Origin of the sequence: Dyella sp. KRB-257, from assembly GCF_049445995.1 — a bacterium.
Taxonomy (GTDB): Bacteria; Pseudomonadota; Gammaproteobacteria; order Xanthomonadales; family Rhodanobacteraceae; genus Dyella_A.
This window is the reverse complement of sequence record NZ_JBMSDZ010000027.1, coordinates 1-16,509: the sequence shown is the minus strand read 5'-3', so window position 1 is coordinate 16,509 and position 16,509 is coordinate 1. Positions and strand designations below refer to the sequence as shown.

At 69.7% G+C, this 16,509-nt stretch carries 16 protein-coding genes; 7 read left to right on the top strand and 9 right to left on the bottom strand.

Annotated features, from left to right (window positions below):
* Positions 1-33: 33 nt before the first annotated feature.
* Together ACO2Q2_RS15500 and speA are read right to left on the bottom strand one after the other, a co-directional pair.
* Complete coding sequence (locus ACO2Q2_RS15500) at positions 34-819, bottom strand: 3-hydroxybutyrate dehydrogenase (protein ID WP_423256978.1); 786 nt, start codon at positions 817-819, stop codon at positions 34-36.
* A gap of 86 nt (positions 820-905) precedes the next feature.
* Entirely contained in the window at positions 906-2,795 is a 1,890-nt protein-coding gene (gene speA, locus ACO2Q2_RS15495) for a biosynthetic arginine decarboxylase (protein WP_423256976.1), read from the bottom strand.
* Positions 2,796-3,064: 269 nt separating this feature from the next.
* On the opposite strand from speA, the gene speE reads away from it, so the two are divergent.
* Positions 3,065-3,919: a polyamine aminopropyltransferase gene (gene speE, locus ACO2Q2_RS15490; RefSeq protein WP_423256974.1), complete on the top strand. Its 855-nt coding sequence runs from the start codon at positions 3,065-3,067 to the stop codon at positions 3,917-3,919.
* A gap of 66 nt (positions 3,920-3,985) precedes the next feature.
* On the opposite strand, the gene ACO2Q2_RS15485 is transcribed toward speE, so the two are convergent.
* Positions 3,986-4,174 (bottom strand): antitermination protein NusB, encoded by a 189-nt coding sequence (locus ACO2Q2_RS15485; RefSeq protein ID WP_423257016.1) that lies wholly within the window; start codon positions 4,172-4,174, stop codon positions 3,986-3,988.
* A 167-nt stretch (positions 4,175-4,341) separates the two neighbouring features.
* On the opposite strand from ACO2Q2_RS15485, the gene ACO2Q2_RS15480 reads away from it, so the two are divergent.
* From ACO2Q2_RS15480 to ACO2Q2_RS15460, 5 genes are all read left to right on the top strand, one after another.
* Positions 4,342-5,355 (top strand): hypothetical protein, encoded by a 1,014-nt coding sequence (locus tag ACO2Q2_RS15480; RefSeq protein ID WP_423256972.1) that lies wholly within the window; start codon positions 4,342-4,344, stop codon positions 5,353-5,355.
* A 118-nt stretch (positions 5,356-5,473) separates the two neighbouring features.
* Complete coding sequence (locus ACO2Q2_RS15475; RefSeq protein ID WP_423256970.1) at positions 5,474-6,106, top strand: AAA family ATPase; 633 nt, start codon at positions 5,474-5,476, stop codon at positions 6,104-6,106.
* 47 nt (positions 6,107-6,153) lie between these two features.
* Positions 6,154-6,627 (top strand): SixA phosphatase family protein, encoded by a 474-nt coding sequence (locus ACO2Q2_RS15470; protein WP_423256968.1) that lies wholly within the window; start codon positions 6,154-6,156, stop codon positions 6,625-6,627.
* Complete coding sequence (locus tag ACO2Q2_RS15465) at positions 6,624-7,190, top strand: YceI family protein (RefSeq protein ID WP_423256966.1); 567 nt, start codon at positions 6,624-6,626, stop codon at positions 7,188-7,190. Before ACO2Q2_RS15470 ends, ACO2Q2_RS15465 begins: the two co-directional genes overlap by 4 nt.
* 23 nt (positions 7,191-7,213) lie before the next feature.
* Positions 7,214-9,085, top strand: a complete 1,872-nt coding sequence (locus ACO2Q2_RS15460) for a phospholipase D-like domain-containing protein (RefSeq protein WP_423256964.1) — start codon at positions 7,214-7,216, stop codon at positions 9,083-9,085.
* On the opposite strand, the gene ACO2Q2_RS15455 is transcribed toward ACO2Q2_RS15460, so the two are convergent.
* Positions 9,082-9,609, bottom strand: coding sequence for an energy transducer TonB (locus tag ACO2Q2_RS15455; RefSeq protein WP_423256962.1), 528 nt, complete (start codon positions 9,607-9,609; stop codon positions 9,082-9,084). The two genes, ACO2Q2_RS15460 and ACO2Q2_RS15455, sit on opposite strands and share 4 nt — an antisense overlap.
* 38 nt (positions 9,610-9,647) lie before the next feature.
* Positions 9,648-10,931, bottom strand: coding sequence for an acetyl-CoA C-acetyltransferase (locus ACO2Q2_RS15450; RefSeq protein ID WP_423256960.1), 1,284 nt, complete (start codon positions 10,929-10,931; stop codon positions 9,648-9,650).
* A gap of 168 nt (positions 10,932-11,099) precedes the next feature.
* Between ACO2Q2_RS15450 and ACO2Q2_RS15445 the strand changes: the two genes are divergently transcribed.
* Positions 11,100-12,239 (top strand): hypothetical protein, encoded by a 1,140-nt coding sequence (locus tag ACO2Q2_RS15445; protein ID WP_423256958.1) that lies wholly within the window; start codon positions 11,100-11,102, stop codon positions 12,237-12,239.
* A gap of 8 nt (positions 12,240-12,247) precedes the next feature.
* Here ACO2Q2_RS15445 and ACO2Q2_RS15440 read toward each other — a convergent pair whose 3' ends face one another.
* From ACO2Q2_RS15440 to ACO2Q2_RS15425, 4 genes are all read right to left on the bottom strand, one after another.
* A complete protein-coding gene (locus ACO2Q2_RS15440) occupies positions 12,248-12,706 on the bottom strand; it encodes a GNAT family N-acetyltransferase (RefSeq protein ID WP_423256956.1) in 459 nt (152 codons plus the stop codon).
* Between the two features lie 15 nt (positions 12,707-12,721).
* Positions 12,722-14,119: a nitrogen regulation protein NR(I) gene (ntrC, locus tag ACO2Q2_RS15435; RefSeq protein ID WP_423256954.1), complete on the bottom strand. Its 1,398-nt coding sequence runs from the start codon at positions 14,117-14,119 to the stop codon at positions 12,722-12,724.
* Entirely contained in the window at positions 14,112-15,158 is a 1,047-nt protein-coding gene (locus ACO2Q2_RS15430; RefSeq protein WP_423256952.1) for a two-component system sensor histidine kinase NtrB, read from the bottom strand. The genes ntrC and ACO2Q2_RS15430 overlap by 8 nt, the downstream gene beginning before the upstream one ends.
* Before the next feature lie 161 nt (positions 15,159-15,319).
* Positions 15,320-16,267, bottom strand: a complete 948-nt coding sequence (locus ACO2Q2_RS15425; protein WP_423256950.1) for a Fic family protein — start codon at positions 16,265-16,267, stop codon at positions 15,320-15,322.
* Between the last annotated feature and the right edge of the window lie 242 nt (positions 16,268-16,509).

Sequence of the window (16,509 nt, the reverse complement as noted above, 5' to 3'; positions counted from 1 at the left end):
CGGCCGCACTGGCCGCGCCGTGGCGATCGGTGGTTACTGCATGTACCAGCCGTGGCTGACCACGATGCTTTGCCCGGTCAGTGCCGCGGACGGGAAGGTGGCCAGATACAGGGCGGTCTGCGCAATGTCCTCGACCGTGGTGAACACGCCATCGACGGTGTCCTTGAGCATCACGTTGCGGATCACCTGGTCCTCGCTGATGCCCAGTTCCCTGGCCTGCTCCGGGATCTGCTTCTCGACCAGCGGGGTGCGCACGAAACCGGGGCAGATCACGTGCGAGCGCACGTTGTGCGGCGCGCCCTCCTTGGCCAGCGCGCGGGCCAGGCCGAGCAGGCCGTGCTTGGCGGTGACGTAGGCGGACTTGAGCCTGGAGGCCTCGTGCGAATGCACCGAGCCCATGTAGATCACGATGCCGCCCTGGTCGCCCTGGTACATGTGCTTGAGCGCCGCCTTGGTGGTCAGGAAGGCGCCGTCGAGGTGGATCGCCAGCATCTTCTTCCAGTCGCTGAAGGCGAACTGCTCGATCGGGTTGATGATTTGCACGCCGGCGTTGGAGATCAGGATGTCCAGCCGGCCGAAGGCGGCCACCACCCGCTCGGTCCCGGCGTTGACGGCAGCCTCGTCGGTGACGTCCATCACCACGCCGATGGCCTTGCCGCCGGCAGCCTCGATCTCCGCCGCCGCGGCATCCGCCGCCTGCTGGTTGATGTCGGCAATGGCGACCGCGGCGCCCTCTTTCGCATACCGCTCGGCGATCGCCTTGCCGATGCCGCTGGCTGCGCCGGTGATCAGTGCAACCTTGCCGTCCAGACTTGCCATGAGCGTTCTCCTGTGGGTCTCGGGGGAATTTTGCAGTGCATCATTCTGCACCCCTCGGGATGAACGGGAAAAGCGCGACGGTCCGATCAGTCCGCTTCCGGCGCCAGATAGGTGTACGCGGTGAGTCCCGCATCGAGGTTCGCAAAAAGTTGCGCCGCTCGTTCGCCCTCGATGCCCGCCGCGGCGATGCGCTCGCGGTAGCGCCCGCGCAGGTCGTCGAGGCTGTAGCCGACGTAGTCGAGCATCAGGTCGGTGGTGTCGCCGCGGCGCCTGTGCGCGAAGGTGAAGCCATCGCCCTCGACACGCACGTTCACCGCGTCGGTGTCGCCGAACAGGTTGTGGATGTCGCCCAGCGTCTCCTGGTAGGCGCCGACCATGAACAGGCCCAGGCAATAGGATTCGCCGGGCTTGAGCACGTGCAGCGGCAGGCTCACGTCGACGCCCTCGGCGTCGACGTAGTGGTCGATGCGGCCGTCCGAGTCGCAGGTGAGGTCGACGATCACGCCACGCCGCGTCGGCGCCTCGTCCAGCCGCGCGATCGGCGCGATCGGGAAGATTTGCTCGATCGCCCAGATGTCCGGCACCGACTCGAACACCGAGAAGTTGACGAAGTACTTGTCGACCAGCTTCTCGTCCAGCTCGTCCAGCGCCTGCCGGTGCGCGCGCTCGCCCGGCAGCAGGCGCGCGCGCACCGCGTTGGCGATGGCGTAGTAGGCCTCGTCCAGCCGCGCGCGGTCGGCCAGCGGCAGCTGGCCCAGCGCATACAGCGCCTGGCCCTCGGCAAGGTGGTGCTGCGCCTCGTGGAACAGCTCCAGCGGCGGGCGCAGGTCCAGCTCTTCGTGCACCTCGCGCAGGTGGCGCAGCACCGGCGGCTCGTCGGCGCGCGGTGGCGGGATCGCACCGGTCGGCACGCTCTCCACTTCGCTCACGTCCACCACCAGCACCGCGTGGTGCGCGGTCATCGCGCGACCGGCCTCGGTGAGGATGTGCGGTGCCGGCAGGTTTTCCGCCGCCACCGCCTCGGCCAGCGACTGCACGATGGTCGCCGCGTACTGCTCGATCGAGTAGTTGATCGAGTTGTGGCTGCGCGAGCGCGAGCCTTCGTAGTCCACGCCCAGGCCGCCGCCGACGTCGACGATCTCCAGCGGCACGCCCTGCCGGCGCAGCTCGACGAAATAGCGGGTGGCCTCGCGCATGCCGTTAGCGATGTCGCGCACGTTGGAAATTTGCGAACCCATGTGGAAGTGCTGCAGCTTCAGCGTGTGCTTGAGCCCGGCCGCATCGAGCCGTTCGATCAGGGTGAGCACCTGGCTGGGCGACAGGCCGAACTTGCCCTTGTCGCCGCCGGTGTTCTGCCACTTGCCGGCGCCGATCGAGGCCAGCCGCACGCGCACGCCAAGCAGTGGCTCGACCTCCAGCGCCTTGGCCTCGGCGAACACGTGATCGAGCTCGGAGAGCTTCTCGATCACGATGTGCACGCGCAGGCCCAGCTTCCTGCCGATCAGCGCCAGGCGGATGTACTGGCGATCCTTGTAGCCGTTGCAGATCACGATCGAGCCGGGCCGCGCCATCGCCAGCACCGCCATCAGCTCGGGCTTGGAACCGGCCTCCAGGCCGAAGCCCTCGCTGCCGGCGTGCACCAGCTCGCTGACCACGCTGTGCTGCTGGTTGACCTTGATCGGGTAGATCGCCGTATAGCCGCCCGCGTACTGCCACTCGCCAATCGCCTTGGCGAACGCGCCCTGCAACCGCGCCAGGCGATCGGCCAGGATGTCGGGAAAGCGCACCAGCAGCGGCAATCGCAGGCCTTCGGCGCGCGCCTGCGTGATGATTCGCGGCAATGACAATGCAGGGCCGGCCGCGCCGCGCGGGCGCATCACGATCTCGCCGGCGTCGCCGACGTCGACGTAGCCGTCGCTCCAGTGCGGCACGGCGTAGGTGTGGCGGGCAGCGGCGCGGTCCCAGGAACTCGCCATGGACGGTATCTCCTTGTGCAAACGGAATCTGAAGATGCTCGACGAGAGCAGGGAGCCTTGCCGGCCGGAAGCCTCGCACGCCGCGGGGCCGGAAGGGCTGGTCGGCGCGCCGCCGGTCAAGCGGGCGGGGCAACCGACCGCGCATTGTAACGGCCGCCCGCGACCGAAGTGCGCGGGCGGCGGCGGCACGTTCACGCGTGAACTGGCTACAATTGCCGGCCTTTGTCGTACCCCATCCCCTCAAGCGTCCCTGCAGGAACACACCCGTCATGTCGCAGCAGCACAGCTGGTTCACCGAAGCCCACCAGGCGTCTGGCTCCTCCATCGGCTATCGCGTGGAGAAGCTGCTGCATGCGGAGAAGACGCCGTTCCAGACCATCGAGATCCACCAGACCACCGACTGGGGCAAGCTGATGGTGATCGACGGCTGCGTGATGCTGACCAGCCGCGACAACTTCCTCTACCACGAGATGATGACCCACCCGGCGCTGTTCACGCATGCGCGCGCCAAGCGCGTGGTGATCATCGGCGGCGGCGACTGCGGCACGCTGCGCGAGGTGCTCAAGCACGAGGAAGTGGAGTCCGCCGTGCAGGTGGAGATCGACGAGCGCGTCACCCGCCTCGCCGAGCAATATTTCCCCGAGCTGTGCGAGGCCAACCACGATCCGCGCGCGCAGCTGCTGTTCGTCGACGGCATCAAGTACATGGCCGAGGCCGAGCCGGAGTCGCTGGACCTGATCATCGTCGACTCGACCGACCCGGTCGGCCCCGCCGAGGGCCTGTTCAACGCCGCCTTCTACGCCAGCTGCCACAAGGCGCTGCGCCACGGCGGCATCCTGGTGCAGCAGTCGGAGTCGCCGATCGCGCACCTGGACCTGATCAAGTCGATGCGCTCGGCCATGCGCACGGCCGGCTTCGCCGCGGTGAAGACGCTGCCGTTCCCGCAGCCGTGCTACCCGACCGGCTGGTGGAGCTGCACGATGGCGCGCAAGGGTGGCGACCTGGCCGGCTTCCGCGAGCGCGGCGCGTCGGCCAAGGGCTTCGCCACCCGCTACTACAACGCCGAGATCCACAAGGCCGCGCTGGCGCAGCCGGAGTTCATGCGCGAGGCACTGGGCGAGTAAGCCGCGCCACCGACTACCGACGACCGGAATCCGCGGCCTGCGCGCCGCGGGTTGCCCGGACGACGCTCAGAACAACTTCTGGCGCACCTTCGGCAGCAGCACCAGGATCAGCGTGCCCAACGGGCCGACCAGCAACGAGAGCACGAACCACAGCAGGCCGCTGCGATTCTTGCCCTGCGCCAGCCCGGCATTGATCAGCGCCAGTGTGCCCCAGCCGGCGAACCAGGGCATCGCCCCGTCGAGGTGATTGAACATATCCACATTGCCTCTCCCGTGTAGCGCAGCCGGCGCATGCGCGGCCAGAGATCCCGGATGGTAGCAAGCGTGCGCCGCGGATCCCGCGCCGCCGGGGGCTGCGATCAGCGGGGCTTAATGCGCGCACACTAGGCTTGTTGCTTTGCTTGCCCACCAGGAGTCACGCGATGCGAGCACGTATCTGGTCCATGCTGGGTCTGGGCCTCGTCCTGGCCGTCTCGTCCGCAGCCGCCGCCGAAGCCTCCCCCGAGGCCGCACGGACCAAGGCCCTGCTGGCCTACCAGCGCGATCTGGTCAGCGTACTGGCGCCGCGCGCCGACGCCATGCCGCTGCTCGGCGCTGCGCTGCTGGCCCGCCCGCTGCCGAAGCAGCCCAGGTACAACGATTTCCATACGCTGATCGAGCGCGCCGCACAGGCCGACGACAGCATTCCAGCCGTGCAGTGGGTGCGCCTGGTCGACTGCGACGCCAAGGCCGGCACCTGCCCCAATGCCGACGCGCTGCAGGCACTCACCGCCGGTGCGGCAGACAACGCCGCGGTGTGGCTGATCAAGCTCGGCACCGACACCGCCAACGGCAGGAACGAGGCCGCCCGCGACGACCTGCACCGCGCCGCCAGCGCCAGGCTCTACGACGACTACACCGGCACCGCGCTGAAGGCGCTGGCCAGCACCGCCGGCACCCTGCCGGCACCGGCCGCCGCGATCGATCCGGCGGCGGCCGCCGGCCCGTACGGCGTGCAGGTGGTGCTGGTCTACGGCATGGCCGGCCTGCTGCCGCAGCCGCAGCCGGGCATGCAGGCGGCTGCGCGGATGTGCGCCAAGGGCAAGGACGACGGCGCCCTGAAGGCCGACTGCCTGCAGCTGGCACGGGTGCTCGAATGGGGCTCCAGCCCGCTGGCGCGCTCGCTCGGCCTGCACCTGCGCGAGACCCTGGCGGACGATCCGGCCGAGCAGGCGGCCGCACGCATCGAGCGCGCAAACCTGACCTGGCAGGTGCAGAACTTCGCCCGGTTGTCCGATCGCGCGCCGCAGGACAAGGCGCTGGCCCAGCACCTGCTGGCGCTGGCCCGCCACGGCGGCACCGAGATGAGCCTGGTGCTGGCGGCGCTGCGCGATGCCGGCATCCCGGCCGACGCCCCCGCTGCGGATGCCGTCGACGCCGCGCCATCGACGCGGTAGGCCGCGGTCGCGAGCCGCGGCGATCGTCGCACCCGTGCGCAAAACCCCGCGCCCATGGTTCCCCGGGCCGGGTTCTCACAGTAGGCTGTGGCCCACCTTACCTGCGGGGAGTCGGCCGATGCTTACGGTGCTGGTGGCAAGCAGCAAGGGTGGCTGCGGCAAGAGCACGCTGGTGACGCAGATGGCGTCGCACTGGGCCCAGGCCGGCAAGCGCACGGTCATCGTCGACGCCGATCGCCAGCAGTCCAGCTTCCGCTGGGCCGCACGCCGGCCGGACAACGTGCCCGGCGTGCTCGCCCTGGAGGGCGGCCGCAAGACCCTGCAGAAACTTCCCGCCGATGCCGAGCGCACCCTGATCGACACCCCCGCCGGCGTGACCGTACGTGAGCTTGAGCCCTTTCTCGACACCGCCGACGTGCTGCTGGTGCCGGTGCTGCCGTCGAGCTTCGACATGGACGCCACGCTGGCCTTCATCGCCGAGCTCCGGCAGCTCCCCCGCGTCAAACGCGGCAAGCTGCCGGTGGCGCTGGTCGCCAACCGGCTCAAGCCATGGACCCACGCCAGCCAGGACGCGGTCGCCCAGCTCGGCGAGCTGTCGCCCTTCCCGATCGCCGGGCAGCTGCGCGACAGCCAGGCCTACGTGCTGCTGGCCGCGCTGGGCAAGGGCATCTTCGACTACCAGTCCGAACAGGTGCGCAGCCACCAGGACGACTGGAAGGCGCTGCTGCGCTGGATCAAGCGCGCCCACTGAACCACCCGCACGGCGCCACGGGCGCCGCGTTCCACCTGGAGTCCTGCATGCTCGAACTGATCCTCTTGCGCCACGCCGAAGCCCTGCCCGCCGGGGCCGGCGACGATGATCGGCACCGCCGGCTCAGCGGCCACGGTGAACAGGAGGCGCGTGCGGCAGGCAAATGGCTGGCCAGTCACGGCGCGCGCCCGCATCGCGTGCTGTGCTCGCCGACCGAACGCACGCGTGCCACCGCCCAACTGGCGCTGGAGGCGCTGGGCGACTCGCCCGAGCTGCAGCTGGCCGACGAGATCTACGACGCCACGCCCGGCGAACTGCTGGCCCTGCTCGACCAGCACGACGACGTCGGCACGGTGATGCTGGTGGGCCACAACCCGGGCATCGAGCGGCTGGTGGCGCTGCTGGTGGAGGGACGCTCGGACGACTTCCGCGGCATGCCGCCCGGCGGACTGGCCGTGCTGCACCTCAACGGCGCGCTGGAGCCGGGCAACGCGCGACTGGACGCCTTCTGGTCGCCATGAGGCGGGCGGCCTGGCTGCCGCTGCTCATCGCCCTGCTGGCCATCGCCCCCGCGCGGGGCGCGGACTACCGCATCGATACCGCGCGCTCGCACGCCGAGTTCAACGTGCGCCTGCTGTGGGTGCGCCAGATCAAGGGACGCTTCACCGACATCCACGGCGAGGTCACCCTCAACGCGCTGCGCGACACCGCCGTGGTGGAGGCCACGGTGAACGTGGACAGCGTCGTGATGTCCTCGGCGCGACTGCGCCGCTGGGTGCTGGACGCCGAGTTCTTCGACGCGCGCCGCTTCCCCGAGATCCACTTCATCTCCGCGCCGCTGGCGGTGCGCTCGCTCGACGCCGGCGGCAAGTTGCCCGGCTGGCTGACCCTGCGCGGGGTGACCCGGCCGGTGCTGTTCCGGCTGGAGCCGGCCAGCTGCACGCTGCAGCGCGACACCGTCTGCAGGATCGAGGTGCGTGGCAGCATCCGGCGCAGCGACTACGGCATGAGCGGCCATCGTGCCGCGGTCAGCGACACGGTGAACCTCGGCCTGATGATCAGGCTCGACGCGGCCACGCCCTGAGCGGCGCACCGTATCATCGGCGCATGTCGATGCGCTTCGTTGTTCCGGTCCTGCTGCTGCTCACGGCGGCGCTGCAGGGCTGCACCGTGCCGCGCCAGCAGGTACGCCGCGCCGAGGCGATCGTCGCCGCCACCACCCCGCCCTCGCTCGACTGCGCTCGGGCCGACCACTGCGCCGCACCGTCCGCCGTGCTGCAGGCGGCCGACCTCGCGCTGGCCAGCTCCACCGCCGGCCGGCCGCAGCACGTGGTGACCCTGCTGGCCGACAGCGAGGACGCGCTGGCCGCACGCATCCACCTGATCCAGGCGGCGCGGCGCTCAATCGACGTGCAGACCTACATTTGGGACCAGGACGACGTCGGCCAGCTGGTGCTCGACCAGCTGGTGCGGGCGGCGCGGCGCGGCGTGCGCGTGCGCATCCTGGCCGACCAGCTGTTTTCCTTCGGCGACGTGGCCCTGCTCGACCGCCTCGCCCGCGCCGACCGCCACCTCACGGTGAAGCTGTACAACCCCACCTTCCACGACGCCGAGACCAGCCCGGCCGAGTTCGCCGCCGGCATCGTGTGCTGCTTCATGAAGTTCAACCAGCGCATGCACAACAAGCTGCTGCTGGTGGACGACACCGTCGGCATCACCGGCGGACGCAACTACCAGGACCGCTACTTCAACTGGGACGGCGAGTTCGACTACGTCGACCGCGACGTGATGGTGGGTGGCCCGGCCGCCCGCGACATGGCGAAGAGCTTCGCGCTGTTCTGGCACCACAAGCGCTCGGTGCCGCTGGAAGCGTTGCGCGACGTGAACCGCTACACGCTGGCCCACCCCGCCGCGCCGGGCTGGCCGGCCCCCCGGTTCCGCTTTCCCGACCGCGTGGCGAGGCTGGAACGCGAGGCGCAGGATCCGGCGTGGATCCAGCGGCACCTGCTCGATCCGGCCTTCCACACCGGCGAGGTGGAGTTCTTCAGCGACCTGCCGGCCAAGACCGACGCACCCACCCGCCGGCACGCGCTGGACTTCACCCACCACGTCATGCAGCTGGTGGCCAGCGCGAAGCACGAGGTGCTGCTGCAGACGCCGTACCTGGTGATGAGCCACCGCGCGCAGCAGATCTTCAAGTCCATGCACCAGCGCGCCGCCCCCCCGCGCATCCGCGTGTCGACCAACTCGTTGGCCTCCACCGACGCCTTCGCGGTGTACGCGATGTCGTACAAGCACCGCAAGCGCTACCTGCGCACTTACGGCTTCGAGATTCAGGAGATGAAGCCGCATGCAGCCAGTGCCGAGGAAGACTATGCGCGGGCCAACGATGACCTGCTGCCGCCGTCGGCCGCGGCGGACACGCGCCGACGCCTGCCCGCCACGGGGACGCGCGGCCTGCTCGGCAGCCGCGGCCGCAGGAGCAACCGCCCGGCCCCGCTGATCGAGGGCGGCCTGCGCTTCGGCCTGCACGCCAAGTCGATCGTGGTCGACGACAGCTTCGCGATGGTCGGTTCGCACAACTTCGATCCGCGCTCGGACCACTTCAACACCGAGGCCGGCGTGATCGTGCACGACCGCGGCTTCGCCAACGCCGTGCGCAGCTCGATCCTGCGCCTCACCGGGCCGCAGAACGCGTGGGTGATCGCCCCACGCAAACCGGTGGTACCGGTGCTCACCGACGTCAACCAGGCGATCGGCGAGCTCTCCGAGAAGCTGCCGCTGTTCGACTTCTGGCCCTACCGCTACGCCACCAGCTACGACCTCAAGCCCGGCTGCGCGCCGATGGCGCCGAGCGATCCGGCATTCTTCAGCTGCTACGAGCCGGTGGGCGATTTTCCCGATGTAGCGCTGTCGTTCAAGCTGATCTACACGCGCCTGATCACCGCCTTCGGCTCGGCCGGCAGCGGCATTCTCTAACGCTTCGAAGCGCCGAAGCGCATCGGCAGCTCGCCGCTGAAGCCCTGCGGATGACCCGGCGGCACGGCGAAGCGCCAGCCGGCGACTACGGCGCGCGCATGCGCATCGAGCACGGCGTCGCCGCTGGAGCGTGTCACCGCCGCGTCGAGCACGCGCCCAGCGCCATCCACCCGCACCGCCAACACCACGCTGCCGTCCAGATGCCCCTGCAGCGCGGCATAGCGGGAGGACAGCGCCGGCATGCTCACCGGCACCAGTTCCGGCGGCGACGGCGCAGTGGCTGCCGCCGCCTCGGACGAGGCCTGCGGCCGCTGTGCGCCCAACACGCGCGGTGGCACATGCGCGCGCCGGGCGAGGTCGCGATAGGCGTGGGGCGCGGGCGCCACGGGCACGGCGCGCACCGCGTGCTTCGGGCCGGCCCAGTCGCCGGTGCGACCGCTCAGCCACTGCGTGCCGAGCACGCCGACCAGCAGCGCCAGCACGCTCAGCAGGCTGGTGACGCGGAGGCGGGGAGTGAGTCGCACGCGGATGGCTGGCGCGGCCGTCTGGACGTCCAGACGGCTCAGCGCTCCAGGATCGCCGTGACGCCCATGCCGCCGGCGGTGCAGATCGAAACGAGTCCGCGGCCGGAGCCCTTCTGCTCCAGCAGCTTCGCCAGCGTGGCGAGGATGCGCGCGCCGGTGGCGGCGAACGGATGACCGGTGGCGAGGCTGGAGCCGTGCACGTTGAGCTTGGCCGGGTCGATGCTGCCCAGCGGCGCATCCAGCCCCAGCCGCTGCCTGCAGTAGTCGGCGCTCTCCCACGCCCGCAGCGTGCACAGCACCTGCGCGGCGAAGGCCTCGTGGATCTCGTAGTAGTCGAAGTCCTGCAGGGTCAGCCCCTGGCGCGCCAGCATGCGCGGCACGGCGATGGTCGGCGCCATCAGCAGGCCCTCGCCACGCACGAAATCCACCGCCGCCACCTCGGCGTCGCGCAGCCAGGCCTGCACGGGCAATCCGCGTGCTGCGGCCCAATCCTCGCTGGCCAGCAGCACCGCCGCGGCGCCGTCGGACAGGCCGGTGGAGTTGCCCGCGGTCAGCGTGCCCTGGCCGGAGCTCTTGTCGAACGCCGGTTTCAGCGCGGCGAGCTTGTCCAGCGTGGTGTCCGGACGCAGGAAGCCGTCACGCCGGATGCCGCGGAACGGCACGATCAGATCGTCGAAGAAGCCGGCGTCGTAGGCGGCGGCGAGCTTGCGGTGGCTGTCCAGCGCGAGCTGGTCCTGCGCCTGCCGCGTGATGTGCCACTCCTTGGCCATCTTCTCGCAGTGCTGGCCCATCGACATGCCGGTGCGCGGCTCGACCACGCCGGGGAACGAGGGCTTGAGTTCGCCCAGCGAGAAGCCGGCGAATGCGGTCTTGAACTTCTCCAGCGGGGTCTTGGCGCGGTTCACCGCCAGCAGCCGCTTGCGCAGGCGCTCGCCGTAGACGATCGGCACGTCGCTGGTGGTGTCCGAGCCGGCGGCGATGCCCGCCTCGATCTGCCCGGCGGCGATCTTGTTGGCGACGATGATCGCGTTGTCCAGCGAGGTGCCGCAGGCGCGCGCGGTGGTGATCGCCGGCGTGGTCGGCGCCAGCCCCGAGGAGAGCACCGCCTCGCGCGCCAGGTTCCACTCGAACGAATGCCGGATCACCGCGCCCAGCGCCACCTCGCCCAGCTCCACGCCGTGCAGGGTGTAGCGCTCCACCAGCGCGCCGAGCACCTTCACCGACATGCCGAAATTGCCGACCTCGGCGTAGGCGGTGTTGTTGCGGCAGAAGGGAATCCGCACGCCACCGATCACGCCGACGCGCCGCTGCGAGTTGTCCATGGGCTCAAAACATCCGGGCGGGTATTGAGCCTGCAAGGCTAACCTGCGCTGCCGCGCCGGGAAAGCCCGCCAGTGCGCCATTCGTGCGATGCGGTTCAGCGCCGCGAGGCCTGGCGGCATGGACGGCGCTGATAGACTTTGCGATCCCCTGCGCACCGGACGTTCCCCTTGGACAGCTCGCCCCCCCTGTTGGCCCTGCCCGTGGTGCTCGCGATCGAGAGCGGCGCCGGCGACGCGTCCCGTCGCAGCACGCTCACCCGCGACGAGGCGGCCGAACTGGCCGCACACATCGCCGCCGACCTGCAGGCGCTGCTGCCCGCCGCCATCGAGGCGCGGCTCGCCGTGGCCGGCGCGCTGTTCGATGCGGTGGAGCTGCTGCGCCCGGGCTTCCCGGTGTGGGCCACGCTGGACGAACTGGCCCGTCGCGTGCCGCGCGGCCATCTGGAGAACGTGGTCGCCTTCGGCACCCACGAGGGCCGCATGCCGGCGCAGCCGCTGGAGCCGGAGGCCGCGTATGCCGACGGCCCGATGCGCCTGCTGCCGATCACCCTGCTCGCGCCCGAGCCGCTCGCCGCCACGCTGGCCGAGCAGCTCGAGCTGGATCTGGTGGGCCGCGGCGAAGCGGGCCAGCGCACCGCCGACTGGCTGATCCGCACGCTGGGCGCGCCGCTGGAACACGTGCGCTACCTCAGCCGCAACGACCTGCTCGCACTCACCTGCGTGCAGTACGAACACGTCAACCTCGCGCCGCTGTGGAGCCTGCTGGAAACCGCGCTGCTCACGCCGTACCGCGAGGAAGCCACGCTCAGCGCGCGCGGCCTGCCGCTGCGCTACGCCGACGGCACGGTGCAGGCGCAGTCGCCCGCGCAGTGGCTGGCCGAAAGCCACGACACGGACCGCGCGCACGCCTTCGCCGGCATCGTGTTCGAGCTGCGCCAGTACGCCGCCCTGCTCGAAGCGCACGCGCTGCCGCTGCGCCTGGCTCCGACCGACGGCGTCAGCGCGCAGGCGCGCGACGGCTATCTGCTGGAAACCTTCGGCGCGGCCGACGCCGCCTACGAGGCGCCGGGGCTGCTGGCGCACGAAGCCCCCGGCCTGGGCGTGGTGGCGGTGACCGCCGCCCAGCGCGGCGACGGCGGGCGCGCCCGCGTGCTGGCGCACGGCTATCCGCTGCAGCCGCGCGCGCTGGGCGCGCTGGTCGGCGCGCTGGCCGGGCAGTTCGGCATCGCGCCGGACCTGCACGCGCTCGGCCGCATCCAGCTCGACGCCGACGGCCGCCTCGGCGCGCCGGACACGCCGCTGCACTGAGCCGGCGGTCAGTCCCGTTCCAGCGCCTGCTCGTACATGAAGTAGTGGCAGCGCTCCATGCCGAGGCCCGCGTAGGTGGCCTGGGCGCGCCCGTTTTCGGTTTCCACGTACAGCCGCAGGCCGACCGCGCCGGCCGCGCGGGCGCGCCGCGCCACATCCGCGTAGAGCGCGCGGAACACACCCCCGCGGCGCGCGGACTCGGCCACGTACACGCTCTGGATCCACCAGAAATCGCCGCAGCGCCAGTCGCTCCACTCATAGGTCACCATCAGGCAGCCGGCCGGCGCGCCGTCGACTTCGGCGACGAGGTAGAAGCCGCGGCGCGGCTCGTCGAACACCGCCGCCATGCCGCGCGTGAGCACATCCGGGTCGAGCCGCCTGTGCTCGGTCTCCCACGCCATCGCGGCGTTCCATGCAATGAGGTTCGGCAGGTCTTCTGGGCGGGCGTCGCGGACGGTCACGGTCATGCGGGTTTCTCCGGATCAGGTCTTGTTCGGCCGGCGCGGGCGCGAGGCGCCGAGCTTGCGGGTGAGCGTGTTGCGGCCGACGCCGAGCGCGGCGGCGGCGTGCTGGCGATGGTTGTCGTGGGCGCGCAGCGCGGCCTGCATCAGGGTGTGGTCCAGCGCCTCGCGGGCGCGGGCGTGGATGTCCGCCTCGCCGCGCGAGAGCGCCTGTTCGGCCCAGTCGCGCAGGGCGTGGGTCCAGTCGTCGCCGCCGGCGGTGGGCGCGGCGGTGCCCAGATCGCTGGGCAGGATTTCCGCACCCGGCGCGATCACCGCCAGGCGCCGGCACAGGTTTTCCAACTCGCGCACGTTGCCGGGGAAGTCGCGCTGGGCGATCGCCTTCAGTGCCGCCTTGGAGAAGCGCTTGGGCGGCAGCTTCAGCTCCACCGCCGCCGCCGCGAGGAAATGCTCAGCCAGCTTCGGGATGTCGCTGCGGCGCTGGCGCAGCGGCGGCAGCTCGATGCGCACCACGTCGAGGCGATGCAGCAGGTCGGCGCGGAACTGGCCGCTGGCCACGCGCGCGGCCAGATCCTGGTGGGTGGCGGCGACGATGCGCACATCGCCGCGCATCAGCTCGCGCCCGCCCACGCGGTAGAACTCGCCGCCGGCCAGCACGCGCAGCAGGCGCGTCTGCAGGATGAGCGGCATGTCGCCGATCTCGTCGAGGAACAGCGTGCCGCCCTCGGCCTGCTCGAAGCGGCCGGCGTGGCGGCGGGTGGCGCCGGTGAACGCGCCGGCCTCGTGGCCGAACAGCTCGCTCTCCAAAAGCTCGGAAGGAATCGCCGCCGTGTTGAGCGCCACGAACGGCCTGTCGCGCCGCGCGCTCTCCTCGTGCAGCGCGCGCGCCACCAGCTCCTTGCCGGTGCCGGTCTCGCCGGTGATCAGCACGCTGAGATCGCTGGCGGCGACGCGACCGATCAGCCGGAACACCTCGCGCATCGCGCTGCTTTCGCCGAACAGGGTGGGGTGGCTGGCCACCGCCTTGGCCGCGGGCGGCGGCGCCACGTCGGCCAGCGCGCGTTCCACCGCGGCCACCGCCTGATCGAGATCGAACGGCTTGGCCAGGTAATCCGCGGCGCCGTGACGGTACGCCGCCGCCGCGGTGGCGACGTCGGTATAGGCGCTCATCACGATCACCGGGCCGATCCCCTGCGCCTTGAGTTCGGCCAGCAGGGCCAGGCCATCCTCGCCGGGCATGCGCACGTCGGTGAGCAGCAGCGCGGGGCGGGCGGTGGTCAGCGCCTCGCGCACGCTGGCCACCTCGCCGAACTCGCGCACGGCGTGGCCGGCGTCGCGCAGCGCCTCGGCCAGCACGAAGCGCACGCCGCGGTCGTCGTCGATGACCCAGACGTCGCGGGCCTTGGGGGCGTCAGTCATCGGTCGGTCCCGTGGTGGCATCGGTCGGCGCGCGCTGCGGCGGCGGCAGCGGCAGGTAGAGCGAGAATACGGTCTCGCCGGGCCGGCCCTGCCAGCGCAACTCGCCGCCGTGCTCGTGGGCGATCTCGCGCGACAGCGCCAGGCCCAGGCCGGTGCCGTCCGGCCGCCCGGACACCAGCGGCTGGAACAGCGTGTCGCGCAGCGCGGGCGGCACGCCGGCGCCGTCGTCGATCACGTCCACCCGCAGCGCACTGCGCAGCATCCGTTCGCCGAGGCGCACGCCGTGCTCGGCACGGGTGCGCAGGGTGAGCGTGCGCGCACCCGCTTCGCGCGCATTGCGCGCCAGGTTCAGGAGGATCTGCAGCAGACGGTCGGCGTCGGCCGGGAAGTCCGGCAGGCTGGGGTCGTAGTCGTGGCGCAGCGCGAGCGGCGCGGGCTCGGCCTCCAGCAGATCTTCCAGCCGCTCCAGCAGGTGATGGATGTTCACCGGCGCCAATCGCGGCGCGCCGTCGTGATGCAGCAGGCGGTTGGCCAGCGCGCCGAGGCGGTCGGCCTCGGCGATCACCATGCCGGCCAGCGCCTTCAGGTCCTCGTCGTCCAGCCGCCGCTGCAGCAGCTGCGCCGCACCGCGCAGGCCGGCCAGCGGGTTCTTCACCTCGTGCGCGAAGCCGCGCAGCGTCGCCGACAGCGGCGAGGCCGCCGCGGCCGGCTCGGCCAGCGCGTGCACTTCCAGCAGCAACTGCCCGTCCAACGGCTGCAGGCTCAGGTCCGCCTGCCACTCGGTGCCGCGCTGGGTGGTCAGCGCCACACTGCGCAACTGCAGCGCCCGCTCCTCGTCCAGCGCCCGCCGCGCCTGCGTCAGCACCGCCTCGTCATCCGCAAACATCAGCGCCGCCGGCTGCCCGACCAGGCTGCGGGTCCCCAGCGCCAACCGCTCGGCCAGCGCCGGATTCAGCCACGTCACGCGCAGCTCGGCGTCGACCAGGGCCAGCCCGGTCGCCATCTGCTCCGCCAGCGGACGCCAGGATGCGTTGCTCATTGCACCATCATGGGGAATGCATCGCACTGGTGCAATGGATGTGGCTACTGCCGGGGGAGAAGTACTTGCCGGGTACCCGGGGCGATTCAGGCACTCAGCGAAACATGGGCTATCACTAGCTGATCTTTTACCGTCTCGATTTATGATTTTTCTTCAATTATTCAGGAGTTGAGCTTTTTTTGCAGACCTTCGACTGCAAAAAAGACGAAGGCCTTGCCTTCACGAGACTGATTCATGAAACCGCCGTCCACCAGACCCAACAGGTCAGTTCGCGCCGTTTGGTATGAGGTGCCATGACTTTTTCGGTGCATTTCTATCGTGAAACGTTTTCCTGGATTCTTCATGGCATTGAGCAAAATAGCTCTCTGACGGTGATTGATTTGTTGGGCAAGCCGACTACCTGGCTTCAGAAGCGCAGCGGCGGCAGACTGCTCCCTCTGCTTTCGCAAGATGTATTGATGCACCCCTTCAATTGCTTCCAGAATGACATCCAGCTGATGAGAGACAAAATACGTTGTATCTCCTTCATCTGTTTCCGTATAAAGGTATGATCGCACGTACTGCGCTGGGGCCTTTCGGAGAATGCTGGATATAGACAGGTACTCCGCCATCCAGAACCCCGAGCGCAGCATTGACCAGTAAAACAGCGTCCGGGCCGTGCGTCCGTTACCGTCGACGAACGGATGGTCATAGCCAATCTGGAAATGAATGATGATGGCACGTACCACTGGATGAATAAAATGCTCTCCGTCATCGCTTTCATTTGCGAAATCACATAGAGCCTGCAGACGTTGCGCAAGTTCGTCGGCATGCGGTGGAATATGAAGCACGCGCCCTCTCTCATCCTCGATGACTATATCCTCCGTGGGCAGTCTGAATCTGCCCGCACAATCCGGATTTTCAAGCGTGCCCTCTGTGAGCTTTCGATGGATCTCGAAAATGGATGACGGAGTCAACGGCTTATCAAGCCACCTCTTCAACTCACGCATGACCACGTAATTGTTGTAGATCATGCGCTCGCCATAGTCACGGGGTTGCCGCCCGCTCCGAAGCATATCTTTGGCCACTTGGGTGGTGGTCGCCGCGCCTTCTAGTTGAGACGATGTCATTGCCTCCTCCATTAACGACCGGACGAGGTAGCTGTCTCGGGTGACTTCAGGCTGTAAAGATTCTTGGCCGCGTAGAGCACCGGCAGCGTCTCTTCCAATTCGGAATAGCTTTCTTCCTGATTCCGTGACGCGCTCCGAGCATAGCGCGCCGACCACCATCGAGCGCCTGATTCGCGCCGGAGTTGGCGATGTGCACGACACGTTGAGCCGTTGGGTTGCGCAGTGTGCGCAAAAAGTCGTCG

Bases quoted from the DNA above. Each gene is read 5' to 3' on its own strand.
- ACO2Q2_RS15500 (WP_423256978.1), bottom strand. From the start codon at position 819: ATGGCAAGTCTGGACGGCAAGGTTGCACTGATCACCGGCGCAGCCAGC.
- ACO2Q2_RS15425 (WP_423256950.1), bottom strand. From the start codon at position 16,267: ATGACATCGTCTCAACTAGAAGGCGCGGCGACCACCACCCAAGTGGCC.
- ntrC (WP_423256954.1), bottom strand. From the start codon at position 14,119: ATGACTGACGCCCCCAAGGCCCGCGACGTCTGGGTCATCGACGACGAC.
- ACO2Q2_RS15470 (WP_423256968.1), top strand. From the start codon at position 6,154: ATGCTCGAACTGATCCTCTTGCGCCACGCCGAAGCCCTGCCCGCCGGG.
- speE (WP_423256974.1), top strand. From the start codon at position 3,065: ATGTCGCAGCAGCACAGCTGGTTCACCGAAGCCCACCAGGCGTCTGGC.
- ACO2Q2_RS15480 (WP_423256972.1), top strand. From the start codon at position 4,342: ATGCGAGCACGTATCTGGTCCATGCTGGGTCTGGGCCTCGTCCTGGCC.
- ACO2Q2_RS15460 (WP_423256964.1), top strand. From the start codon at position 7,214: ATGTCGATGCGCTTCGTTGTTCCGGTCCTGCTGCTGCTCACGGCGGCG.
- ACO2Q2_RS15465 (WP_423256966.1), top strand. From the start codon at position 6,624: ATGAGGCGGGCGGCCTGGCTGCCGCTGCTCATCGCCCTGCTGGCCATC.
- ACO2Q2_RS15430 (WP_423256952.1), bottom strand. From the start codon at position 15,158: ATGAGCAACGCATCCTGGCGTCCGCTGGCGGAGCAGATGGCGACCGGG.
- ACO2Q2_RS15475 (WP_423256970.1), top strand. From the start codon at position 5,474: ATGCTTACGGTGCTGGTGGCAAGCAGCAAGGGTGGCTGCGGCAAGAGC.
- speA (WP_423256976.1), bottom strand. From the start codon at position 2,795: ATGGCGAGTTCCTGGGACCGCGCCGCTGCCCGCCACACCTACGCCGTG.
- ACO2Q2_RS15450 (WP_423256960.1), bottom strand. From the start codon at position 10,931: ATGGACAACTCGCAGCGGCGCGTCGGCGTGATCGGTGGCGTGCGGATT.
- ACO2Q2_RS15485 (WP_423257016.1), bottom strand. From the start codon at position 4,174: ATGTTCAATCACCTCGACGGGGCGATGCCCTGGTTCGCCGGCTGGGGC.
- ACO2Q2_RS15440 (WP_423256956.1), bottom strand. From the start codon at position 12,706: ATGACCGTGACCGTCCGCGACGCCCGCCCAGAAGACCTGCCGAACCTC.